General features: G+C 52.1%; 17 protein-coding genes and 6 tRNA genes. 9 read left to right on the plus strand and 14 right to left on the minus strand.

What is annotated here, in order from left to right; translation table 11 throughout:
* The first annotated feature begins 148 nt into the window (after positions 1 to 148).
* Both ACP3TC_RS05715 and ACP3TC_RS05720 read left to right on the plus strand, forming a co-directional pair.
* On the plus strand, positions 149 to 829 hold the full coding sequence (locus ACP3TC_RS05715) for a response regulator transcription factor (protein WP_313853073.1): 681 nt from the start codon (positions 149 to 151) through the stop codon (positions 827 to 829).
* On the plus strand, positions 826 to 2,172 hold the full coding sequence (locus tag ACP3TC_RS05720) for an ATP-binding protein (RefSeq protein ID WP_313853071.1): 1,347 nt from the start codon (positions 826 to 828) through the stop codon (positions 2,170 to 2,172). Before ACP3TC_RS05715 ends, ACP3TC_RS05720 begins: the two co-directional genes overlap by 4 nt.
* A 52-nt stretch (positions 2,173 to 2,224) precedes the next feature.
* Here ACP3TC_RS05720 and crr read toward each other — a convergent pair whose 3' ends face one another.
* From crr to cysZ, 5 genes are all read right to left on the minus strand, one after another.
* Positions 2,225 to 2,728 carry a PTS glucose transporter subunit IIA gene (gene crr / locus ACP3TC_RS05725; RefSeq protein ID WP_313853070.1) on the minus strand — a complete coding sequence of 168 codons (504 nt, stop codon included), beginning with the start codon at positions 2,726 to 2,728 and terminating at the stop codon, positions 2,225 to 2,227.
* A 43-nt stretch (positions 2,729 to 2,771) separates the two neighbouring features.
* On the minus strand, positions 2,772 to 4,499 hold the full coding sequence (ptsI, locus tag ACP3TC_RS05730) for a phosphoenolpyruvate-protein phosphotransferase PtsI (RefSeq protein WP_313853069.1): 1,728 nt from the start codon (positions 4,497 to 4,499) through the stop codon (positions 2,772 to 2,774).
* Positions 4,500 to 4,658: 159 nt separating this feature from the next.
* Positions 4,659 to 4,916: a phosphocarrier protein Hpr gene (ptsH, locus tag ACP3TC_RS05735; protein ID WP_128179220.1), complete on the minus strand. Its 258-nt coding sequence runs from the start codon at positions 4,914 to 4,916 to the stop codon at positions 4,659 to 4,661.
* A gap of 535 nt (positions 4,917 to 5,451) precedes the next feature.
* The gene (gene cysK / locus ACP3TC_RS05740) at positions 5,452 to 6,423 is read right to left on the minus strand and encodes a cysteine synthase A (protein WP_313853068.1); all 972 of its coding nucleotides are present in this window, start codon (positions 6,421 to 6,423) and stop codon (positions 5,452 to 5,454) included.
* 182 nt (positions 6,424 to 6,605) lie between these two features.
* Positions 6,606 to 7,376, minus strand: a complete 771-nt coding sequence (gene cysZ, locus ACP3TC_RS05745; protein ID WP_313853066.1) for a sulfate transporter CysZ — start codon at positions 7,374 to 7,376, stop codon at positions 6,606 to 6,608.
* 218 nt (positions 7,377 to 7,594) lie between these two features.
* Between cysZ and zipA the strand changes: the two genes are divergently transcribed.
* The 3 genes from zipA (at position 7,595) to ACP3TC_RS05760 (ending at position 10,880) form a co-directional block, all read left to right on the plus strand.
* Positions 7,595 to 8,572: a cell division protein ZipA gene (zipA, locus tag ACP3TC_RS05750; RefSeq protein ID WP_313853064.1), complete on the plus strand. Its 978-nt coding sequence runs from the start codon at positions 7,595 to 7,597 to the stop codon at positions 8,570 to 8,572.
* Between the two features lie 69 nt (positions 8,573 to 8,641).
* Positions 8,642 to 10,660: an NAD-dependent DNA ligase LigA gene (ligA, locus tag ACP3TC_RS05755; protein WP_313853062.1), complete on the plus strand. Its 2,019-nt coding sequence runs from the start codon at positions 8,642 to 8,644 to the stop codon at positions 10,658 to 10,660.
* A 1-nt stretch (position 10,661) separates the two neighbouring features.
* Positions 10,662 to 10,880 carry a DUF3820 family protein gene (locus ACP3TC_RS05760; protein WP_313853061.1) on the plus strand — a complete coding sequence of 73 codons (219 nt, stop codon included), beginning with the start codon at positions 10,662 to 10,664 and terminating at the stop codon, positions 10,878 to 10,880.
* A 32-nt stretch (positions 10,881 to 10,912) separates the two neighbouring features.
* Here ACP3TC_RS05760 and ACP3TC_RS05765 read toward each other — a convergent pair whose 3' ends face one another.
* Positions 10,913 to 11,935, minus strand: coding sequence for a bile acid:sodium symporter family protein (locus ACP3TC_RS05765; protein WP_313853060.1), 1,023 nt, complete (start codon positions 11,933 to 11,935; stop codon positions 10,913 to 10,915).
* Between the two features lie 97 nt (positions 11,936 to 12,032).
* Here ACP3TC_RS05765 and ACP3TC_RS05770 point away from each other — a divergent pair, with 97 nt between their 5' ends.
* Positions 12,033 to 12,953: a LysR family transcriptional regulator gene (locus ACP3TC_RS05770; RefSeq protein ID WP_426817740.1), complete on the plus strand. Its 921-nt coding sequence runs from the start codon at positions 12,033 to 12,035 to the stop codon at positions 12,951 to 12,953.
* 24 nt (positions 12,954 to 12,977) lie between these two features.
* On the opposite strand, the gene ACP3TC_RS05775 is transcribed toward ACP3TC_RS05770, so the two are convergent.
* The 5 genes from ACP3TC_RS05775 to ACP3TC_RS05795 all read right to left on the minus strand — a co-directional run bounded on the left by ACP3TC_RS05775 (position 12,978) and on the right by ACP3TC_RS05795 (position 15,136).
* Positions 12,978 to 14,531: a methyl-accepting chemotaxis protein gene (locus ACP3TC_RS05775; RefSeq protein WP_313853057.1), complete on the minus strand. Its 1,554-nt coding sequence runs from the start codon at positions 14,529 to 14,531 to the stop codon at positions 12,978 to 12,980.
* Between the two features lie 214 nt (positions 14,532 to 14,745).
* Positions 14,746 to 14,821, minus strand: a tRNA-Lys gene (locus ACP3TC_RS05780).
* A gap of 4 nt (positions 14,822 to 14,825) precedes the next feature.
* A tRNA-Val gene (locus ACP3TC_RS05785) sits at positions 14,826 to 14,901 on the minus strand.
* 42 nt (positions 14,902 to 14,943) lie between these two features.
* Positions 14,944 to 15,019, minus strand: a tRNA-Val gene (locus ACP3TC_RS05790).
* A gap of 41 nt (positions 15,020 to 15,060) precedes the next feature.
* A tRNA-Val gene (locus ACP3TC_RS05795) sits at positions 15,061 to 15,136 on the minus strand.
* A gap of 271 nt (positions 15,137 to 15,407) precedes the next feature.
* On the opposite strand from ACP3TC_RS05795, the gene gltX reads away from it, so the two are divergent.
* Positions 15,408 to 16,823: a glutamate--tRNA ligase gene (gene gltX, locus ACP3TC_RS05800; protein ID WP_313853055.1), complete on the plus strand. Its 1,416-nt coding sequence runs from the start codon at positions 15,408 to 15,410 to the stop codon at positions 16,821 to 16,823.
* Positions 16,824 to 16,876: 53 nt separating this feature from the next.
* On the opposite strand, the gene ACP3TC_RS05805 is transcribed toward gltX, so the two are convergent.
* Both ACP3TC_RS05805 and ACP3TC_RS05810 read right to left on the minus strand, forming a co-directional pair.
* Complete coding sequence (locus tag ACP3TC_RS05805) at positions 16,877 to 17,230, minus strand: YfeC-like transcriptional regulator (RefSeq protein ID WP_313853053.1); 354 nt, start codon at positions 17,228 to 17,230, stop codon at positions 16,877 to 16,879.
* A gap of 130 nt (positions 17,231 to 17,360) precedes the next feature.
* Positions 17,361 to 18,149: a formate/nitrite transporter family protein gene (locus tag ACP3TC_RS05810; protein WP_313853052.1), complete on the minus strand. Its 789-nt coding sequence runs from the start codon at positions 18,147 to 18,149 to the stop codon at positions 17,361 to 17,363.
* A 397-nt stretch (positions 18,150 to 18,546) separates the two neighbouring features.
* Between ACP3TC_RS05810 and ACP3TC_RS05815 the strand changes: the two genes are divergently transcribed.
* Together ACP3TC_RS05815 and ACP3TC_RS05820 are read left to right on the plus strand one after the other, a co-directional pair.
* Positions 18,547 to 18,622, plus strand: a tRNA-Ala gene (locus ACP3TC_RS05815).
* Positions 18,623 to 18,667: 45 nt separating this feature from the next.
* Positions 18,668 to 18,743: transfer RNA gene (locus ACP3TC_RS05820), tRNA-Ala, on the plus strand.
* A 170-nt stretch (positions 18,744 to 18,913) separates the two neighbouring features.
* On the opposite strand, the gene ACP3TC_RS05825 is transcribed toward ACP3TC_RS05820, so the two are convergent.
* Positions 18,914 to 20,098, minus strand: a complete 1,185-nt coding sequence (locus tag ACP3TC_RS05825; protein ID WP_313853050.1) for a NupC/NupG family nucleoside CNT transporter — start codon at positions 20,096 to 20,098, stop codon at positions 18,914 to 18,916.
* Between the last annotated feature and the right edge of the window lie 284 nt (positions 20,099 to 20,382).

Consider the following 20,382-nt stretch of genomic DNA (forward strand, 5'->3'; position numbering starts at 1 on the left):
CCGGGACAGACATAACGTAAATTTTACGCCATTAAAGCTAAACATCAGTTCAAGTGTACGCTGTTTTACTGTAAGGATTGAGTAAAATCAGCTGCTAAACCGCCTGGCAAAGGTGAAAATAGCGGCAATGATCACCAGGATAGCCAGAATGAAAATTTTATTAGTCGACGATGATGTTGAATTAGGCACCATGCTCAGTCAGTACCTGATTGGTGAGGGTTTTGATGCTTCGCTGGTACTGACCGGTAAAGCCGGGGTGGAAGGGGCGTTGTCCGGTGACTACACCGCGATGATCCTCGATATCATGCTGCCGGATATGAGTGGTATTGATGTGCTGCGTCAGGTGCGGCAAAACAGCCGTATACCGGTGATTATGTTGACGGCGAAGGGCGATAATATTGATCGCGTGATTGGCCTGGAGATGGGCGCCGATGATTATATGCCCAAGCCATGCTATCCGCGTGAGCTGGTGGCGCGCTTGCGGGCGGTACTGCGCCGTTTTGAAGAGCAGGCGCCGGTAGCCGAAAAAAAGGATCTGATTAGCTGGGGTGATCTGGTGCTGAATCCGGCGACGCGCATCAGCGAATGGAAGAATCAGCCATTTGATCTGACGGCTTCAGAGTTTAACTTGCTTGATCTGTTGCTACGCTCGCCGGATCGGGTGGTATCAAAGGATGAACTGTCAGAAAAAGGGCTGGGTCGTCCGCGCGAAGCTTATGACCGCAGCGTTGATGTGCATATCAGCAATATTCGTCAGAAGCTGTCGCAGCTGACCGGCGATAACGTCAACATTGAGACGGTTCGCAGCATCGGCTATCGCATTCGATGAACAGCCGTTTTCGCGGTCGCTTGTTCTGGAAGATTCTGTTCGGCTTCTGGCTGGTGTTTCTGCTAATCAGCCAGCTGTTATGGTTGGGATTCTCGCTTAACGGTAAACATCGTGAGCCACCGGAAAATGTTACCGTGCGGCGTATTGTTAACCTGCAAATGACCTCGGCAATGTCGGTGCTGCAACGTGGTGGCCTGTCGGCACTGAACGATATGATGGCCGGCTGGTCGCCCGGCGACCGGCGCTTTTTCTCGGTAGTGGCGATGCCGATGCCGCCGGAGGAAGGGGCGCGCCGCGATCTTGAGCGTGCTTTATCACCCGGAGAGATTCCCAGCGAAGTGATTGAGTGGGTTACCGGCGCTGATGGCCAGCAATATCAGTTGCGTTATGACGTAAAAGGATTACGCGACGACAGTAAAATCGGGCGGCCACGCAGCTTTCTTAATATTCCCGAGCCGATGTTTATTATTGCCGGTGCCGCCGGTTTACTGTTCAGCCTGTTACTCGCCTGGAATCTGACGCGGCCAATGCGCCAGCTGCGCGAAGGATTTGCCAAGGTTTCTAACGGCGATTTATCGGTGCGGTTGTACCCGGTCATGCGCCGCCGCCATGATGAACTGTCCATGGTGGCGAGTGATTTCGATGCGATGGTAGAGCGACTGTCAGTGCTGGTGCGCGCACGCGAAGAGCTGCTGCATGATGTTTCCCATGAATTGCGCTCACCGCTGGCGCGTTTGCAGCTGGCAACCGGCCTGGCGCGTCAGACGCCAGAATCAGTCAACAGCTCGCTCGACCGCATTGATGAAGAAGCGCGTCGGCTGGATAAGATGATTGGCGAGTTGCTGACCTTGTCGCGTGCCGAAAATGAAACCATGCCGGACGAACAATATTTCGATCTGTCAGGCTTGCTGGAAGCGGTGGTGACCGATGCGCGCTTTGAGGCGCAGGTGACAGGGGTAGAGATTCAGCTGGAAGTCAGCCAGCACGCAGACTTTACCGTAAAGGGAAATGCTGAACTGATCCGACGTGCGGTTGAAAATGTGGTGCGTAACGCACTGCGCTTCTCTCTGCAAGGGCAGCAGGTTAACGTCAGTCTGACGCAGGAGAGTAGCTGGCTGACCATTTGCGTCAGCGATCAAGGGCCGGGCGTCGATGCGGACAAACTTTCCAGCATTTTTGATCCGTTTGTCCGCGTCAACTCGCCGCTGATGGGCAAAGGTTATGGTCTGGGCCTGTCGATCGTGCGCAAAGTGGTACTGGCACACCATGGCGAAGTGCAGGCAGTGAACGGTAAGCAGGCTGGGCTGGAGCTGACCATCCGCCTGCCGCACTGGCAGATGTAAACGGCCAAAAAAAAACGGCACCCTTGGGTGCCGTTTTTTATTATCGGGCGAATTACTTCTTGATGCGGATAATAGGGGTTTCACCCACCGTCACGCTACCCGTCAGCTTAATCAGCTCTTTGATTTCATCCATATTGGAAATCACTACTGGCGTCAGCGTTGATTTCGCTTTCTCTTCCAGCAGGGCCAGATCAAACTCGATTACCACGTCGCCTTTCTTAACCTTCTGACCTTCTTCAGCAATACGTTTGAAGCCTTCACCTTTCAGCTCAACCGTATCAATACCGAAGTGGACAAACAGCTCGATACCATTGTCAGATTCGATAGAAAAAGCATGGTTAGTTTCGAAAATTTTACCAATGGTTCCGTCAACCGGTGCGACCATTTTGTTGCCAGCAGGTTTGATGGCAATACCGTCGCCAACAATTTTCTCTGCGAACACGACATCCGGCACGTCTTCGATATTTACGATTTCGCCAGACAGTGGTGCAACGATCTCAATGGCACCAGAGGTGGTGTCTGATTTTTCGCCAAAAAGTTTTGAAAACAAACCCATGATCTTCTCCTAAGCAGTAATATTGGGCCAGCGTCTCGCGGAATCAGCAGAGTGTTTTTTCTTCAATGAACTTGTTGACCAGGTTCATTAACTCTTCCGCGGTCGGTTGAGCCAGAGCCTGCTCTGCTAATGCCTTCGCATCTTCAAAATTCGTATTACGAATGATTTTTTTGATGCTTGGGATAGAAATGGCACTCATGCTGAATTCATCCAGCCCCATTCCCAATAACAGTAGTGTAGCACGTTCATCACCAGCCAGCTCACCACACATACCGGTCCATTTGCCTTCAGCATGAGAAGCATCAATAACTTGCTTGATCAGGCCAAGGACTGAAGGGGTCATTGGGTTGTAGAGATGGGAGATCAGATCGTTACCACGATCAACCGCCAGAGTGTACTGCGTCAGGTCGTTGGTTCCAATACTAAAGAAATCAACTTCCTTAGCCAGATGACGCGCAATCACTGCTGAGGCCGGGGTTTCAACCATAATGCCGACTTCAATGCTTTCGTCAAAGGCTTTAGCTTCATCGCGCAGTTGCGCTTTCAGCAGCTCCAGCTCGGCTTTCAGCGTCCGCACTTCTTCAACCGAAATAATCATCGGGAACATGATGCGCAGTTTGCCGAACGCGGATGCACGCAGAATCGCACGCAGCTGAGCATGCAGAATTTCTTTGCGGTCCATAGCAATACGAATGGCACGCCAGCCGAGGAACGGGTTGTCTTCTTTCGGCAGGTTCATATACGGCAGGTCTTTATCACCGCCGATGTCCATGGTACGGACGATAACTGCCTGAGAGCCCATGCCTTCAGCGACGGCTTTATAGGCCTGGAACTGCTCTTCTTCGCTTGGCAGCGAGTCGCGATCCATAAACAGGAATTCGGTACGATACAGACCAACACCTTCCGCGCCATTGCGCTCTGCACCGGCGATATCACGCACGGTACCGATGTTGGCACAGACTTCAACCTGATGTCCGTCCAGCGTGATAGCAGGCAGATCTTTCAGTTTAGCCAGATCGTTTTTCTCAGTAACATACTGATTATTTACAGCTTTCAGTTCCTCGATAACTTCAGCAGTCGGGTTAACATAAATTTTGTTGTTAACGCCATCGAGAATCAGATAATCATCGTTTTTAACGCGACTGGTGACATCACCGGTGCCGACAATGGCTGGCAGCTCAAGGGAACGCGCCATAATCGAGGTGTGAGAAGTACGACCGCCTAAATCGGTGATAAAGCCCAGTACCTTCTTCAGGTTCAGCTGTGCGGTTTCTGAAGGCGTCAGGTCTTTAGCAACCAGCAGCACTTCATCTTTGATCGCGCTCAGATCAACAATATGCAGACCAAGAATGTTCTGCAGCAGGCGCTTACCGATATCACGTACGTCAGCCGCACGCTCTTTGAGGTATTCGTCGTCGAGTTCTTCCAGCGCTTTAGCCTGACCTTCAATCACTGAGTGAGCCGCAGCGTCGGCTGAAGCCAGCTCGTCTTTGATCAGGGCTATGATCTCTTGCTCAAGCTCTTCATCTTCCAGCAACATAATGTGGCCTTCGAAGATCGCTTCTTTTTCTTCACCGAATGTTTCACCGGCTTTGATTTTGATTGCTTCGAGCTGCTCTGCGGCCTTAGAACGGCCATCAAGGAAGCGTTTTACTTCCTGGTCCACTTGTTCAGCAGAAATCTTTTTCCGGTTGATGACGATTTCATCTTCCTTCAGCAGAAGTGCCTTGCCGAAAGCGATACCCGGTGATGCTAAAATGCCTGAAATCATAACCCTACCTTTTTATAACGATGGCTCATTAGGCGAAGTGCAGTGCCAATGTTGCAAAAGCATACTTTACGGAAGCAATAACGCGGACAATATGTCCGCGATCAAAGTGTTTGCACTCAGCTAGCCTGATGAAACAGCTTTCTTGAAAGACTGGGCGAATTACTCGAGCTCAGCCATCAGTTTTACCAGATGCTCAACAGCTTGTTGCTCATCTTCACCTTCAGCAGACAGTGTGACAACTGTTCCCTGAGTCAGACCCAAAGTCTGCAGCTTGAACAGGCTCTTCGCGCTGGCAGATTTGCCATTGGAGGTTACGGTGATTTCAGAAGCGAAGCCTTTAGCTTCTTTAACGAACTGTGCAGCCGGGCGAGTATGAAGACCGTTTGGTGCGGTAATTGTCACTTCTTGCTGGAACATTATGTTTCCCCAACTTAATTGGTTTGGTGTTGTGGATCTAAAGTCTAGCCTGGAGACGGGACTTTAGCCTGTGTTGGTCGCGCTGGCATGAGTACAGGACTCGCCAAAAAATGCGCAATTAAGGGTATTAAGATACAGCGTCACAACATCATAAAAATGTTTCGCTGTCTCACTTCCCATTATGCCGCGCTTTACGCTGCTGCGCCAAACCAGTAAATCGATTCAGCTCGATCCATTTTGCGCGGCGATTAATTTTGTGGATCGAAATAATTGGCAGCTTAAATACCAGACCAGGGAGGGTAAAATCAATCTGTACCCCCATTAAAATTTGATGGCGGTCACAAAAAAACCTCGTTGCGCAGGTTGCGCAAGGCGAATTTTCGGCGATTTTGCGCTGAAATTTTACCCGAAAATCGATATGTAAAGCTGCGCAAATAAGACTAATTGCAGTGCTATAAAAAAACGCTCCGGGGAGCGTTTTCGATGGATGTGGCTTTTTCGCGTCACAAATAATCGCTGACAAGCAGAGTCTGTGTTACTGCTGCAACTCTTTTTCAGTGAACAGATCGGCAAACAGTGCGGTACTGAGGTAGCGTTCACCGGAAGAGGGCAGGATCACCACGATATTTTTATTGGCGAAAGCTTCGTCTTCCTGCAGTTTCAGCGCGGCAGCTACCGCTGCGCCTGAGGAAATACCGGCCAGAATGCCTTCTTCTTCCATCAGACGACGGGCAGTTGAAATGGATTCTTCATTGGTGATCGCCACGACGCGGTCGACCAGTTTAAGATCGAGGTTACCAGGAATAAAGCCTGCGCCGATACCCTGGATTTTATGCGGTCCTGGTTTAATTTCGTCACCCGCCAGCGCCTGCGCGATAACCGGGGAATCCGTCGGCTCAACGGCGACGGTAATCAGCTCTTTCTTGCCTTTGGTATTCTTGATATAGCGGCTGACGCCGGTCAGCGTACCGCCAGTACCGACACCGGCAATAAATACATCCACTTCACCATCGGTATCTTCCCAGATTTCCGGGCCGGTGGTTTTTTCATGCACTTCCGGGTTGGCCGGGTTGCTGAACTGCTGCAGCAGCACAAACTTGTCTGGATCGCTTGCCACAATCTCTTCGGCTTTGGCAATCGCCCCTTTCATCCCCTTGGCACCTTCGGTCAGCACCAGGTTAGCGCCCAGCGCTTTCAGCAGCTTACGACGCTCTACGCTCATGGTTTCTGGCATGGTAAGCGTTAATTTGTAACCCCGTGCAGCCGCAACATAAGCCAGCGCAATACCGGTGTTACCACTGGTAGGCTCTACCAACTCAATGCCGGGTTTCAGAATGCCACGTTTTTCTGCGTCCCAAATCATATTGGCACCGATACGGCATTTGACGCTGAAACTTGGGTTACGGGATTCTACCTTCGCCAGAATGCGCCCATTACCGATGCGGTTCAGTCGAACCAGCGGCGTATGACCGATTGTCAAAGAGTTGTCTTCATAGATCTTACTCATAGCCCGTCCTTAACTGTATGAAATATTGGCAACCCTAAGAGCATACCCTTTCAAATTCTGCAAGGAAGGAAAGAAATCGTATATGTATATGATTGACTGAAATAAGGCTTAGCGAAATGGCATAAGGCGCGACAGTCAGCAGGATGAGGGCGACCAGAACGTCGCCCTCAGGATCGGCAGGATTACGGTGTCCGCAGGTGTTGCCCCAGCTGACCACGATAACGGTCTACCCACATGGCGGTGGCACCGCAGACGGCAACCGGCATAATCGCCAGGTTGAGAATTGGGATCATGGTAAACAGGCTGACCAGCGCGCCGAACTGCATATTGTCGGTTTTGTTCTGGCGCAGCGCCGCACGCATCTGCTGAAAACTGACTTTATGGTTATCAAACGGATAGTCACAGTACTGGATCGACAGCATCCAGGCGCTGAACAGAAACCACAGCACCGGCGCCACCGTCTGACCGAAGCCGGGAATAAAGTAGAGCAACAGCAGCCCCAATGCGCGCGGCAGGTAATAGGCCAGCTTCTGCCATTCGCGCTTCATAATGCGCGGAGTATCTTTCATCAGGCCAATCCAGCCGCTATCCGGCAACGGCTGGCCGGTGAGACGCGCCTCCAGCTGTTCGGCCAGCAGGCCGCAAAACGGTGCGGCAATCAGGTTGGCTATAGTAGAAAACAGATAACTGAATACCAGCACAATCGAAATGACGGTCAGCGGCCACAGCAGGTAGCTCAGCCACTGTAGCCAGTCAGGAATATGCGCCATCAACGCCGGGATCCATTGACCCAGTCGCCAGAACAGCCAGATAAATGCGCCGCCCATCAGTAAGATATTGACCAGTAGCGGCAGGATGACGAAACGACGAATGCCCGGCAGGCGAATCAGTTTCCACCCCTGGCTGAAGTAATGAATTCCATTATGTCTATTAAGACTATTCTCACTAACCATCGACAGCTTTTCTCCATTTGGCGGTGGTGCAGGCTATCATAACGCAGCTTTTTACGCTGACCAGCGGGTAATTGGACGAAAAAACAGCAAATAAGTGTCCGGACGCAATCTAATTTGTCAGAAAATACTGCACAGACTTGCACTTGTGTACTTGGGCAAATACAGTTAGAGGATAAAGTTTGCCGCGGTGGCAAGGTATTGGAACAACAGAGAATACAATGATGCAGGATTTGCGTCTGATATTAATCGTTGTTGGCGCGATCGCCATAATAGCGCTTTTGCTTCACGGCCTCTGGACTAGCCGTAAAGAGCGTTCATCCGTTTTTCGCGATCGCCCTCACAAGCGTTTAAAGCACGATAAACAACAGAGCCAGACCGACGACGATGAAGGCGTTGGTGAGGTGCGTGTGCGTCGTTCACCGTCTAAGCATGATGAACCGTCATTTGGCGGCTTCGATGCGGCTGATGATGATGAACCGCCGCGTCAGCCTGCGCCTCGCAAGCAGCCCGAGCCGGCGCGCCATCTGCCTGCGGTTGAAGAATCGCCTGAACTTGACCCGCTGTTCGATGCTGAACCGCCGTATGCCGCTGAGCCTAAAGCGCAGCCGCCACGTGCGGCAGAACCCGCGCGTCGATCAGAACCTGCTGCTGCACCGCAGCCGGTGAAAGCCGCACCGCAGTTTGATCCGCTACTGGACGATGAGCCGGATGAAGACGAGGATGACGTTGAAGAGCTTCAGCCGCAGCCGGTTGCTGAGCCAGTAAAAGAGCGCAGTAAAGAGACCGTACTGGTGCTGCACGTTGCCGCACATGCCGGTGGCGTGATTAACGGTGAAGCGCTGTTGCAGGGTGTGCTACAGGCTGGTTTCCAGTTTGGCGAGATGAATATTTTCCATCGTCATCTGAACCCGGCGGGCAGCGGCCCGGTGCTGTTCAGCCTGGCGAATATGGTGAAACCCGGTTCGTTTAACCCGGATGAGATGTCTGATTTCTCCACGCCTGGCGTCTCGATCTTTATGATGGTGCCGTCCTATGGCGATGCCAACCAGAACTTTAAGCTGATGCTGCAATCGGCTCAGCGCATTGCTGACGATGTTGGTGGTGTGGTGCTGGATGATGAGCGTCGTATGATGACGCCGCAGAAGCTGGAAACGTATAAAGCGCGTATACGCGATGTGATCGACGCAAACGCCTGAACGACGACGTTTTAATCATTATCCCCTGAACCCCCGCTTGTCGGGGGTTTTTTATCTCCGATGGTGCTTATGGAATCCATACAGAACAAAATCACCCATTTGCGAACCACGCTTGTTCATCACGAATACCAGTATCACGTTATGGATGCGCCGGAAGTGCCGGATGCAGAATATGATCGCCTGATGAATGAACTGCGTGAACTTGAAGCGCAACACCCTGAATTAATCACTCCCGATTCACCTACGCAACGCGTCGGTGCCGCGCCACTGAGCGCATTTGAGCAGGTGCGTCATGAAGTGCCAATGCTGTCGCTGGATAACGCCTTTGATGAAGCCACTTACCTCGCTTTCGATAAGCGGGTAAAAGATCGGCTGAAAACCACTGACGATATTACCTTCTGCTGCGAACTGAAACTTGATGGCCTGGCGGTCAGCCTGCTGTACGAAGAGGGTTTGCTGGTACAGGCGGCAACCCGTGGCGATGGCACCACCGGTGAGAATATCACTGCTAACGTGCGCACCATTCGCGCCATTCCTTTGCGTCTGAAGGGGGAAAACATTCCGGCACGCGTTGAAGTGCGCGGTGAAGTGTTTATGCCGCAGGCGGGCTTCGAAAAGCTTAATGAGGAAGCACGGCGCAGCGGCAATAAGGTGTTTGCCAACCCGCGTAATGCCGCAGCAGGCTCATTGCGCCAGCTTGACCCGCGCATTACCGCTAAACGTCCACTGACGTTTTTTTGCTACGGCTTTGGCCTGCTGGAGGGCGGAGAAATGCCTGCCAGCCACTGGCAGCGTCTGCAGCAGTTTAAAGCCTGGGGCTTACCGGTCAGCGATCGTATTCGCCTGTGTCACAGTGCGGAAGAGGTGCTGGAATTTTATCATCAGGTTGAGGCCGATCGCCCGACGCTCGGTTTTGATATTGATGGCGTAGTGATCAAGGTCGACTCTCAGCAGTTGCAGGAGCAGCTTGGCTTTGTGGCGCGTGCGCCGCGCTGGGCGGTGGCGTTTAAGTTTCCGGCGCAGGAGCAGATGACCACGGTGCGTGACGTCGAGTTTCAGGTCGGACGTACCGGCGCCATCACGCCGGTAGCGCGGCTGGAACCGGTGCAGGTTGCCGGCGTGATGGTCAGTAATGCCACGCTGCATAACGCCGATGAAATTGAGCGCCTTGGCTTACAGATTGGTGACCGGGTTGTGATTCGTCGTGCTGGTGACGTCATTCCGCAGGTGGTCGGCGTGGTGGAGTCAGAACGCCCGCAGGATACGCGCGCGATTGTGTTCCCCGAACATTGTCCGGTGTGCGGCTCTGATGTTGAGCGGGTTGAGGGTGAAGCCGTGACCCGCTGTACCGGCGGCCTGATTTGCGGTGCGCAGCGTAAAGAAGCGCTCAAGCATTTCGTCTCGCGCCGCGCGATGGATGTTGACGGTATGGGCGAGAAGATTATCGATCAGCTGGTGGACAAAGAGTATGTCAAAACGCCAGCCGATCTGTTCCGCCTGAGCGCAGGTGTGCTGACCGGATTAGATCGCATGGGGCCGAAATCGGCACAGAATGTGGTCGACGCGCTGAATAAAGCCAAACAGACCACGCTGGCGCGTTTTCTCTATGCGCTAGGCATTCGGGAGGTGGGAGAAGCCACCGCAGCCAATCTGGCGGCGCATTTTGGCGAGCTGGAAAAAATCATGGATGCCGACCTGGACGCGCTGATCGCGGTACCGGATGTTGGCACCGTGGTGGCCAGCCATCTGCGTAATTTTATGGAAGAAGAGAGTAACCGCGAGGTTATTCGGCAACTGGTTGAGGATATCGGCATTCACTGGCCGGCAGTGGAAGTGATTAAGCCAGAAGAGATCGACAGTCCGTTCTCTGGCAAAACCGTGGTGTTGACCGGTAGCCTGACTATTCTGTCGCGTGATGACGCCAAAGCCAGGTTAGTCGCACTGGGCGCTAAAGTGAGCGGCAGCGTGTCGAAGAAAACCGATCTGGTGATTGCCGGTGAAGCGGCAGGCTCGAAACTGGCGAAGGCGCAGGAGCTGGGCATTGAAGTCATTGATGAAGCTGAAATGATTCGTCTGCTGGGTGAGTAAAATGGAAAAAGAGCACCTGATTGAGATCGCCAATACCGTCATGCCGTTTGGTAAGTACCGTGGAAGAGTGTTGATCGACCTGCCGGAACCTTATCTGCTGTGGTTTGCCCGCAAGGGGGAGTTTCCTGAAGGGCATTTAGGCGAGCTGATGGCGTTAACGCTGGCGATTAAAGTTGAGGGGCTCGAAGGCCTGGTTCAGCCTTTACGGCGTAACGATTAAAAAAGCGGCTCGTGTTCACGAGCCGCTTCAGTTTATTTCTGCGATTCAACCACCGCTTTGTTTTGATGACTTGCCAGCTCTTTGGCCGCTTCTGCTTCGCCTTTTTTCTTATAGTGCTGAGCAATCATCGAACAGACCATCAGCTGCACCTGGTGAAAAATCATCAGCGGCAGCACGATAATCCCCACCGCTGAGGCCGGGAACAGAATATTGGCCATCGGTACGCCGTTTGCCAGGCTCTTTTTCGAACCACAGAACAGAATGGTGATCTCATCCGCCCGGCTGAAGCCAAACAGGCGAGCCGCCAGCAGGTTGATAACCAGCACCACAAACAGAATGCCGATACAGCCGACGAGGATAAACAGCAGTGTGGTAATGCCAACGCTGTTCCAGATGCCATTAACTACCGCTTCACTGAAGGCGGTGTAAACCACCAGCAGAATCGATGTCTGATCGATTTTGCCAATCAGGCTGCGATGTTTTTCTACCCAGGCCGCAATCCAGCGGCGGGAGAGGTGCCCGATAACAAACGGCAGCAGCAGTTGCAGCATAATACTGCCGATCTGTTCGAAATTGCCGCCCGCGCCGTCACTGTGAATATCCATCACCAGGCTAACCAGCAGTGGCGAAATAAATACCCCGAGCAGACTGGAGGCTGAGGCGCTACAGATGGCAGCGGCGACGTTACCGCCGGCCAGCGAGGTGAGGGCGATGGCGGACTGCACGGTAGCGGGCAGAATACACATATACATAAAGCCGGTATAAATGTCGTCACCGACTTTTAGCGGATGCCACCAGGCAAACAGCAGGCCGATGGCCGGAAACAGCACAAAGGTGCTGAACATCACCCACAGATGCAACCGCCAGTGGCTGCTACCGGCGATAATTTTATCGCGCGATAGCTTGGCACCGTGCATAAAAAACAGCAGCGCAATTGCGGCGGTAGTGAGCCAGTGGAAAAACACCACGAAATCACCGCGCGCTGGCAGGAAGCTGGCCAGCAATACGGTGATAATCAGTTTCACCATCATTGGATCAAGTCGGAAAATACCCATTTGTTAATGCCTGGTTAATTTAGAACATTCGGCTATTGTGCGATGACTGGTTTTAGAAATAAAATTGATTTATTGAATTTATATATGAATTAAATCGATGAATTACAGTATTCGCCAGCTCAGAGTTTTTGTCGCCGTCGCGCAGCACGGCAGTTTCAGTCAGGCGGGCCTGCATATTGGCCTGAGCCAGTCGGCGGTCAGCCACAGCATTAAAGAGCTGGAAGCTGAAATGGGAATTCGTTTGCTGGACAGAACCACGCGTGAAGTGATGCTGACCGAAGCCGGGCAGCAGCTGGCCACGCGACTGGAGCGCCTGCTGGAGGAGCTGAATACCACCTTGCTGGATGTGCGTAGCTATGGGCAGCAGCGGAGCGGGACGGTGCGTGTTGCCGCCAGCCAGACCATTTCAGCGCAGCTGATGCCACAAACGCTGGCGGCCAGTCAGCAGACTTTCCCGGATATCAAAATCATGTTGCGCGACCGGCCGCAGCAGTGGGTATTGCAAAGCGTGCGTAATGCCGAAGTGGATTTTGGCATCGTGGTTGGCCCGTTACAATCGCCGGACTTTGCCTGTGAGCCGATTCTGGATGAGCCGTTCCTGCTGTTGTGTCGGCGTGACGACACGCTGGCGAGCGCGCCTCAAATCAGCTGGTCGCTACTGAATGGTCGTACGATGGTTTTACAGGATTATGCCTCGGGCAGCCGCTGGCTGATCGATGAAGCGTTACGCGAACAGCAGGTGCAGGCAGAGATAGTGCAGGAGATTGGTCATCCGGCAACGCTGTATCCAATGGTCGAAGCGGGGATAGGCATCAGTATTTTACCGGCGCTGGCATTGCCGTTGCCAGAAGGGCGGCCCCTCATGGTGCGGCGTATTTTCCCGGAGATAAACCGTACGCTGATGCTGATTCGGCGCAAAAATCGCTCGTTATCGCCAGCAGCAGAAGCTATCTGGCAGGAAGTGCGTCAGCAGGCGATACTGCTGACGCAACAGCGAGAAGCGAATCCGGCGTTTTAATCCGTTGTTATGCCGGGCGGTGATTTAGGCGGTTTTAAATACCTGCATCGCCTGAGATAGCTGGTCGGCCTGTTCCTGCATCGACTGTGCTGCCGCCGCTGATTCATTCACCAGCGCGGCGTTTTGCTGGGTAACCTGATCCATTTGGGTGATCGCCATATTAATTTCGTCAATGCCGGTGCTTTGCTCGGAGCTGGCGATAGAAATTTCCCCGATAATTTCGCTAACGCTTTTCACGCTGCTCAACACTTCTTCCATGGTGGTACCGGCTCTGGCAACCTGCTTGCCGCCTTCATCGACTTTCGCTACCGAATCGCCGATTAGCTGTGCAATCTCTTTGGCAGCGGAAGCGGAGCGCTGTGCCAGGCTACGCACTTCAGCGGCGACGACGGCAAAACCACGACCTTGTTCACCGGCGCGTGCGGCTTCCACCGCGGCGTTCAGTGCCAGAATATTGGTCTGGAAAGCAATGCCGTCGATAACGCTGATAATATCGACAATCTTTTTCGACGAACTGTTGATCATCTCCATGGTGCTCACCACCTGTTTCACCGCATCGCCGCTCTGTAGCGCCACTTTTGAAGCCTGAGCGGCCAATTGGTTAGCCTGGCGCGCGTTATCGGCATTCTGCTTAACGGTGGAGGTCATCTGTTCCATCGCCGAAGCCGTCTCTTCCAGTGAGCTTGCCTGCTGTTCGGTACGTGCAGAGAGATCCATATTGCCGGCGGAAATTTCACCGGAAGCGTTGGCAATCAGATCGGTGCCGGCGCGTACTTCAGTCACAATTTTCAGCAGGTTATCATTCATATTCTTTAGCGCCTGCATCAGCTGGCCAGTCTCATCGCCAGAATTGATCTGAATGTCGGTGCGCAAATCGCCTGCGGCGACGTTTTCAGCAATACTGACCGCTTCGCGTAACGGACGAACAATCGAGCGCGTCAGCAGCAGGCCGAGAATAATCGCGGCAATGATCGCCAGCGCGGAGAAAATTAAGGTGACATTGATCGCGGTAGTGGCATCCGCTACGGCTTTCTTGCCTTCGTCCTGTAACTGCCCGGATTGTGAATCAGCAAATTTGACCACGATATCGAGAAATGCATTTTGCGTGGCGGTGATATTGCGCAGGGCAAACTCTGCGGCTTCCTCGGCGTTACCCGCCTGAATCAGAGCAATCAGCTGTTGTCTGGCACGGGCATACTGTTGTCCGGCCTCGATAACCGCCTGAATTTTTTTCTGGCCGACGGCGGTAGATTGCAGTTTGGCTATTTGCGCAATGGCAGTATCCGTTTGCTGAACCGAGCGTTCGAGCTGCACCAGGCGTTTTTGGTTATAATCGGTCTTTGCCGTATCAATCACCATCCCGCGCAAAAATTTAATCTGATCGTTTACACCGTCACGCGCTTCAAACGCCAGCCGTACTTTGGCGTAGCGGTCGTTAACGATATTTTCAATCGCCTGATTAATATTGCTGGTTTTTACAATCGCCGTGGCGCTGACGATGATCAACAGTAGAATCACCAGGCCAAAGGCCGCGCCAAGCCGAATGCCGACTTTTAAATTTTTAACTGAAGCTTTCACTTATATCCCTCTGAATTAAATACGCTTAGCGCTTATCGTTGCGCTGGTCGAAGAGGGGTAAATCGGCATCAGTGTCGAAAACTTGATGTAATTTTGTGATCTGTGTCGATTTCTTTAGCGGCGAGTGTGCCTGATGCGGGTCAGGTGATTACAGGTGAGCGGTTTTCAGCGTCAGAAACAAAAAAAGCACCCAGAGGGTGCTTTTTTCTAAATTTGGTGGGTCGTGCAGGATTCGAACCTGCGACCAATTGATTAAAAGTCAACTGCTCTACCAACTGAGCTAACGACCCGAAATGGTGGGTGATGACGGGCTCGAACCGCCGACCCCCTCCGTGTAAAGGAGATGCTCTACCAACTGAGCTAATCACCCATTTCGTTACTGCTTAGCAAGACACTTATGTGTGTTGAGTCATGGTGGGCGATGACGGGCTCGAACCGCCGACCCCCTCCGTGTAAAGGAGATGCTCTACCAACTGAGCTAATCGCCCATGTCTCAACTCTCTTGCTACCACTGCGGCCATCTTAGAGATGGTGGGTGATGACGGGCTCGAACCGCCGACCCCCTCCGTGTAAAGGAGATGCTCTACCAACTGAGCTAATCACCCCCGCTGTGTGGAGTCGCATTATAGGGATCCGACGAAATGAGTCAACGCTTTTTAAAATTAAAATGTTCGTTCGGCTTAATTTTAGTCAGGCTGTTGTCGTTTTAAGCAAAACCGCTGTTTTCCTGTGCGTTATTCCACCATCCACCGCGGGCGGCCGGGGGAAGGTCGTTGAGGAATCGCCGTCAGGTGGTAGAATGAAGGCAATTAACTCAGCGCCAAATTAGTCCATCAGGTAATTTGTCAGCGCATCCGCGTAATAAGGCACCGTTTAATGAAAATCAAAACCCGCTTCGCCCCAAGCCCAACCGGCTATTTGCATGTCGGTGGCGCTCGTACCGCGCTTTACTCCTGGCTGTTTGCCCGTCATCAGGGTGGCGAGTTTGTACTGCGTATCGAAGATACCGATCTGGAACGCTCCACGCAGCAGGCTATCGACGCCATTATGGACGGTATGAACTGGCTGAGCCTCGACTGGGATGAAGGCCCGTACTATCAGACTAAACGTTTTGATCGCTACAACGCGGTGATTGACGAGATGCTGGAAGCGGGAACCGCCTATAAGTGCTACTGCTCAAGAGAGCGTCTGGACGCGCTGCGCGAAAACCAGATGGCGAATAATGAGAAGCCACGCTATGACGGCCACTGCCGTGACAGCCACGAGCATCATGCTGCTGATGAACCTTGCGTGGTACGTTTCCGTAACCCGCAGGAAGGCTCAGTCATTTTTGACGACCAGATCCGTGGTCCGATTGAATTCAGCAACCAGGAGCTGGACGATCTGATTATCCGTCGTACCGACGGTTCTCCGACCTATAACTTCTGTGTGGTAATTGACGACTGGGATATGGAAATCACCCACGTTATTCGTGGTGAGGACCATATCAATAACACGCCTCGCCAGATCAATATCCTGAAAGCCATTGGCGCACAGGTGCCGGTGTATGCTCACGTGTCGATGATTCTGGGCGACGACGGTAAAAAGCTCTCCAAGCGTCATGGCGCGGTCGGCGTAATGCAGTATCGTGACGACGGCTATTTACCGGAAGCATTGCTGAACTATCTGGTACGTCTGGGCTGGTCCCACGGCGATCAGGAGATCTTCAGTGTTGATGAGATGAAAGAACTGTTCGATATCGATGCGGTAAGTAAATCTGCCAGTGCGTTTAACACCGAAAAGCTGCAGTGGCTGAACCATCACTACATCAACTCGCTGGCGCCGGAATATGTTGCTACCCATCTGCAATGGCACATTGAGCAGGAAAATATCGATACGCGCACCGGCCCGGAGCTGGCACAGCTGGTTAAACTGCTGGGCGAGCGTTGCAAAACCCTGAAAGAGATGGCTGCTTCCTGCCGCTACTTCTATGAGGAGTTTGACGAGTTTGATGCGGATGCGGCGAAAAAACACCTGCGTCCGGTTGCACGTCAGCCATTAGAAGTGGTGCGTGACAAACTGTCAGCAATCACTGACTGGACGGCCGAAAATGTTCACCATGCCATTCAGGCTACGGCAGATGAGCTGGAAGTGGGCATGGGCAAGGTGGGTATGCCGCTGCGTGTGGCGGTGACCGGTGCTGGTCAGTCGCCAGCGCTGGACGTGACCGTTCAGGCGATCGGTAAGTCTCGTTCAGTGGCGCGGATTGAAAAAGCGCTGGGCTTTATTGCAGAGCGCGAAGCCCAGGCTTAATCCTTAAGCCATCAACAAAAAACCGGAAACAGCCTGGCTGCTTCCGGTTTTTTTTACTCTTCGCTGATACCCAACCGCTGCAAAATACCCTGAATGCCTTCACGCACCAGTAATGCCGACAGTTTCGCCTGTTCTTCCGACGTCATCTGCTGTAGAGAGGTGATCAGCAGGCCTGGCAGAGGATTCTGATTCACCACATAGGCAGCAGAAGGTTCAGCTGCATGACGCGTTGATTTCAGAAACTCTTTTACCCGCTCATCGATATGAATCATCCGCGCTTTACCACCCTGAACTCCGGGTTTAGGCGCAGTGGTCCAGCATTCACGTTTAATCCATTTGTTGATGGTTTGACGACTATATCCCGTCACCTTCGCCAGCTCTTCAGGTGTTAACCAGTCCTTTTTCACGTTTCAGTCCCTGTAACGAATGTATTAGCGGAACATATTACAATAATTCGCTAAAGGAATAACTAACGGATCGGAAATTGCGAGCCAGAGCATAAATTGCCCTCTGCCGGACGGCAAAGGGCAGGGGGAATTAGCGCGTAGCGTTAATGTTTTGAGTGGCAGGACGGTAAGCGAGATAGTAAGCGAGGCCAACAAATACGGCACCACCGACGGCATTACCGAGGAACACGGCAATAAAGTTAGGCAAGTATTCTGCCCAGCTCAGATAACCCGCGAAAATCGCCGCCGGAATGATAAACATGTTGGCAACAACGTGCTGGAACCCGATGGCAACAAACGCCATCACCGGGAACCACATACCGAAGATTTTGCCGACCACATCTTTACTGGCAAATGCCAGCCACACTGCCAGACAAACCAGCCAGTTACAGCCGATGCCGGAAATAAACGCATGCATAAAGTCGGCATTAACTTTAGCTGTGGCAATCGCCACGGTTTTTTTCAGGTAATCGCCTTCAGTCAGGCCGAGCATATGGCCGAAGAACCAGGCGACCGCAATGCTGCCGGCAAAGTTAGACACGGTGACCCAAAACCAGTTACGCATCACGCTAACGCCGCTGATCTGACGCGCAAACCAGGCAACCGGCAGCGTCATCATATTACCGGTCAGCAGCTCGCCGCCGGCCAGTACCGTCATAATAATCCCCACCGGGAACACCGCCGCGCCTAACAGGCCGCCAAACGAGCCCCATTCTGCTGGCAGGCTATTGATAACGTGGATGTCGAGCAGGAAGCCGGTAGCGATAAAGGCGCCAGCCATAAAACCAAGAATCAATAAAGTGGAAACAGAAGCGTGACTCTTCGTCACACCCGCCTGGATAGCGATTGCTGCGATTTCTTTAGGTGAATGCAAGGACATAATAGCTCTGGTGTATTTGTTAAATAAAAATAAGACCAAAATCTGCCGCGGAATGCTGGCTGAGCAGGTCTGGCGCAGCAGCGGGGGATTTTGATTAATAATTAGCGCGCGAAGTCTTGCACGGGAAATTAACAAAAACAAGTGACTTTTTGTGTCATTGTTAACCTGTCATTAACAGCTGCCGGGCCAGCGGCGCTAAAGCAGTGATAAATCTTAACTGTTTGTCATTTGGCCAGCCGAAGGGGCAATAACCGGCAAAGCATCAGCAAATATCAGTTATTTCAGCCACTGTTGACGCCTTTTTCAGCGATCGCACTCAGAAAGCTATTTTGCCGTTGACACCCTTCTGACGGTTTCATATTATGCCGTCCGTCGATACGACACTGTTTTTCGGTTTGGGGCTATAGCTCAGCTGGGAGAGCGCTTGCATGGCATGCAAGAGGTCAGCGGTTCGATCCCGCTTAGCTCCACCAAATCTACTCCAGCAGATTTGGAACTGAAAAACGCATCTCTGTAGTGGGGGTATAGCTCAGCTGGGAGAGCGCTTGCATGGCATGCAAGAGGTCAGCGGTTCGATCCCGCTTATCTCCACCAAATTATCTGAAACTCCTCGATTGTGATAATAATCTGCTCAGGCGGATGTTTTTTCGTTGCTGTTTTTTACGTTTTATTCGCGGAGTGAAGACGTAGGAAGCGCTTACTGGCGGGAGTGTGACGGCAGATAAGAAACGCAGGAGCCAGCTAAAGCTGACCCCTGCGGCTGATTACAGTACCAGACCGGCAATCGATGCCGAAAGCACGCTGACCAGCGTTGAACCGTACAGCAGTTTCAGGCCAAAGCGCGAAACCACGTTACCCTGTTCTTCATGCAAACCTTTAATCGCACCGGCAACAATCCCGATGGATGAGAAGTTAGCGAATGAGACCAGGAACACTGACAGGATGCCTTCACCGCGTGGTGACAACTGACCCGCGATTTTCTGCAGATCCATCATCGCAACAAACTCATTCGACACCAGTTTCGTCGCCATAATACTGCCAACCTGTAACGCTTCATGCGTCGGCACGCCCATCATCCAGGCAAACGGGAAGAAGACATAACCGAGAATCGCCTGGAAGCTGATACCAAAAACGGCATCAAACAGCGCATTGACCGCCGAGATCAGCGCGATAAAGCCGATCAGCATCGCCGCAACGATAATTGCCACTTTAAAACCGGCCAGAATATACTCGCCCAGCATTTCAAAGAAGCTCTGGCCTTTATGCGTATTGGCCAGTTGCAGATCTTCCTCACCGTCTACCCGATACGGGTTGATCAACGACAGCACAATAAAGGTACTGAACATATTCAGGATCAGTGCTGCTACCACATATTTCGGCTGAAGCATGGTCATATAGGCACCGACAATCGACATCGACACCGTGGACATCGCCGTAGCGGCCATGGTGTACATGCGACGCTGTGACATTTTGCCAAGAATATCCTTATAGGCGATAAAGTTTTCTGATTGTCCCAAAATCAGTGAGCTTACCGCATTAAAGGATTCCAGCTTGCCCATGCCGTTGACTTTTGACAGCACGGTCCCGATTGCGCGAATAACTATCGGCAGGATACGGAAGTGTTGCAAAATACCGATCAGTGCAGAGATAAAGACAATAGGGCAGAGTACATTCAGGAAGAAGAACGCCAACCCTTTATCCGACATTCCGCCAAAGACAAAATTTGTCCCTTCTGCGGCAAATTTGAGTAATTTCTCAAAGAAATCCGAAAAGCCTTGTACAAATCCGAGGCCGATTTCCGAGTTCAGGAAGAACCAGGCAAGCAGAACCTCAATTACCAGCAGCTGTATGACAAAACGAACGCGGATGTTTTTGCGATCGCTGCTGACCAGTAAGGCCAGTAACGCCACAACCCCTAGCGCCAAAGCAAAGTGCAGAATGCGGGACATGATTGCTCCAAATATGAGGCAGGTTATATTTCGCTGTGTATTCTATGTAACGCGAGGCGCAAAAACGAGATCAAAACCACATTATAACAATTAGCTATACCTTGAGGCGTCAGAAAAGCCTGACAGATCACATCTGCAAGCGGTTTGAAAAAGCGGCTGGTGAGTTGTTAACCTTCTGTTTCTGTCTTACAGTGGGGCGACAGCTGATAATTATCGCTCAATTATTGTGTTTCAATTTATAGCAAAGGCTATACTTTATAGCGCTGGCTATTACACTAATCGCT

The organism is Winslowiella sp. 2C04 (assembly GCF_050037805.1).
GTDB classification, from domain to species: Bacteria; Pseudomonadota; Gammaproteobacteria; order Enterobacterales; family Enterobacteriaceae; genus Erwinia; species Erwinia toletana_A.

What these genes read in the sequence shown, in the direction of transcription:
- zipA (WP_313853064.1), top strand. Translation starts at nt 7,595, where the DNA reads ATGATGCAGGATTTGCGTCTGATATTAATCGTTGTTGGCGCGATCGCC.
- ACP3TC_RS05765 (WP_313853060.1), bottom strand. Translation starts at nt 11,935, where the DNA reads ATGGGTATTTTCCGACTTGATCCAATGATGGTGAAACTGATTATCACC.
- cysK (WP_313853068.1), bottom strand. Translation starts at nt 6,423, where the DNA reads ATGAGTAAGATCTATGAAGACAACTCTTTGACAATCGGTCATACGCCG.
- ligA (WP_313853062.1), top strand. Translation starts at nt 8,642, where the DNA reads ATGGAATCCATACAGAACAAAATCACCCATTTGCGAACCACGCTTGTT.
- cysZ (WP_313853066.1), bottom strand. Translation starts at nt 7,376, where the DNA reads ATGGTTAGTGAGAATAGTCTTAATAGACATAATGGAATTCATTACTTC.
- ACP3TC_RS05770 (WP_426817740.1), top strand. Translation starts at nt 12,033, where the DNA reads ATGAATTACAGTATTCGCCAGCTCAGAGTTTTTGTCGCCGTCGCGCAG.
- crr (WP_313853070.1), bottom strand. Translation starts at nt 2,728, where the DNA reads ATGGGTTTGTTTTCAAAACTTTTTGGCGAAAAATCAGACACCACCTCT.
- ptsH (WP_128179220.1), bottom strand. Translation starts at nt 4,916, where the DNA reads ATGTTCCAGCAAGAAGTGACAATTACCGCACCAAACGGTCTTCATACT.
- ptsI (WP_313853069.1), bottom strand. Translation starts at nt 4,499, where the DNA reads ATGATTTCAGGCATTTTAGCATCACCGGGTATCGCTTTCGGCAAGGCA.
- ACP3TC_RS05825 (WP_313853050.1), bottom strand. Translation starts at nt 20,098, where the DNA reads ATGTCCCGCATTCTGCACTTTGCTTTGGCGCTAGGGGTTGTGGCGTTA.
- ACP3TC_RS05715 (WP_313853073.1), top strand. Translation starts at nt 149, where the DNA reads ATGAAAATTTTATTAGTCGACGATGATGTTGAATTAGGCACCATGCTC.
- ACP3TC_RS05810 (WP_313853052.1), bottom strand. Translation starts at nt 18,149, where the DNA reads ATGTCCTTGCATTCACCTAAAGAAATCGCAGCAATCGCTATCCAGGCG.
- gltX (WP_313853055.1), top strand. Translation starts at nt 15,408, where the DNA reads ATGAAAATCAAAACCCGCTTCGCCCCAAGCCCAACCGGCTATTTGCAT.
- ACP3TC_RS05760 (WP_313853061.1), top strand. Translation starts at nt 10,662, where the DNA reads ATGGAAAAAGAGCACCTGATTGAGATCGCCAATACCGTCATGCCGTTT.
- ACP3TC_RS05720 (WP_313853071.1), top strand. Translation starts at nt 826, where the DNA reads ATGAACAGCCGTTTTCGCGGTCGCTTGTTCTGGAAGATTCTGTTCGGC.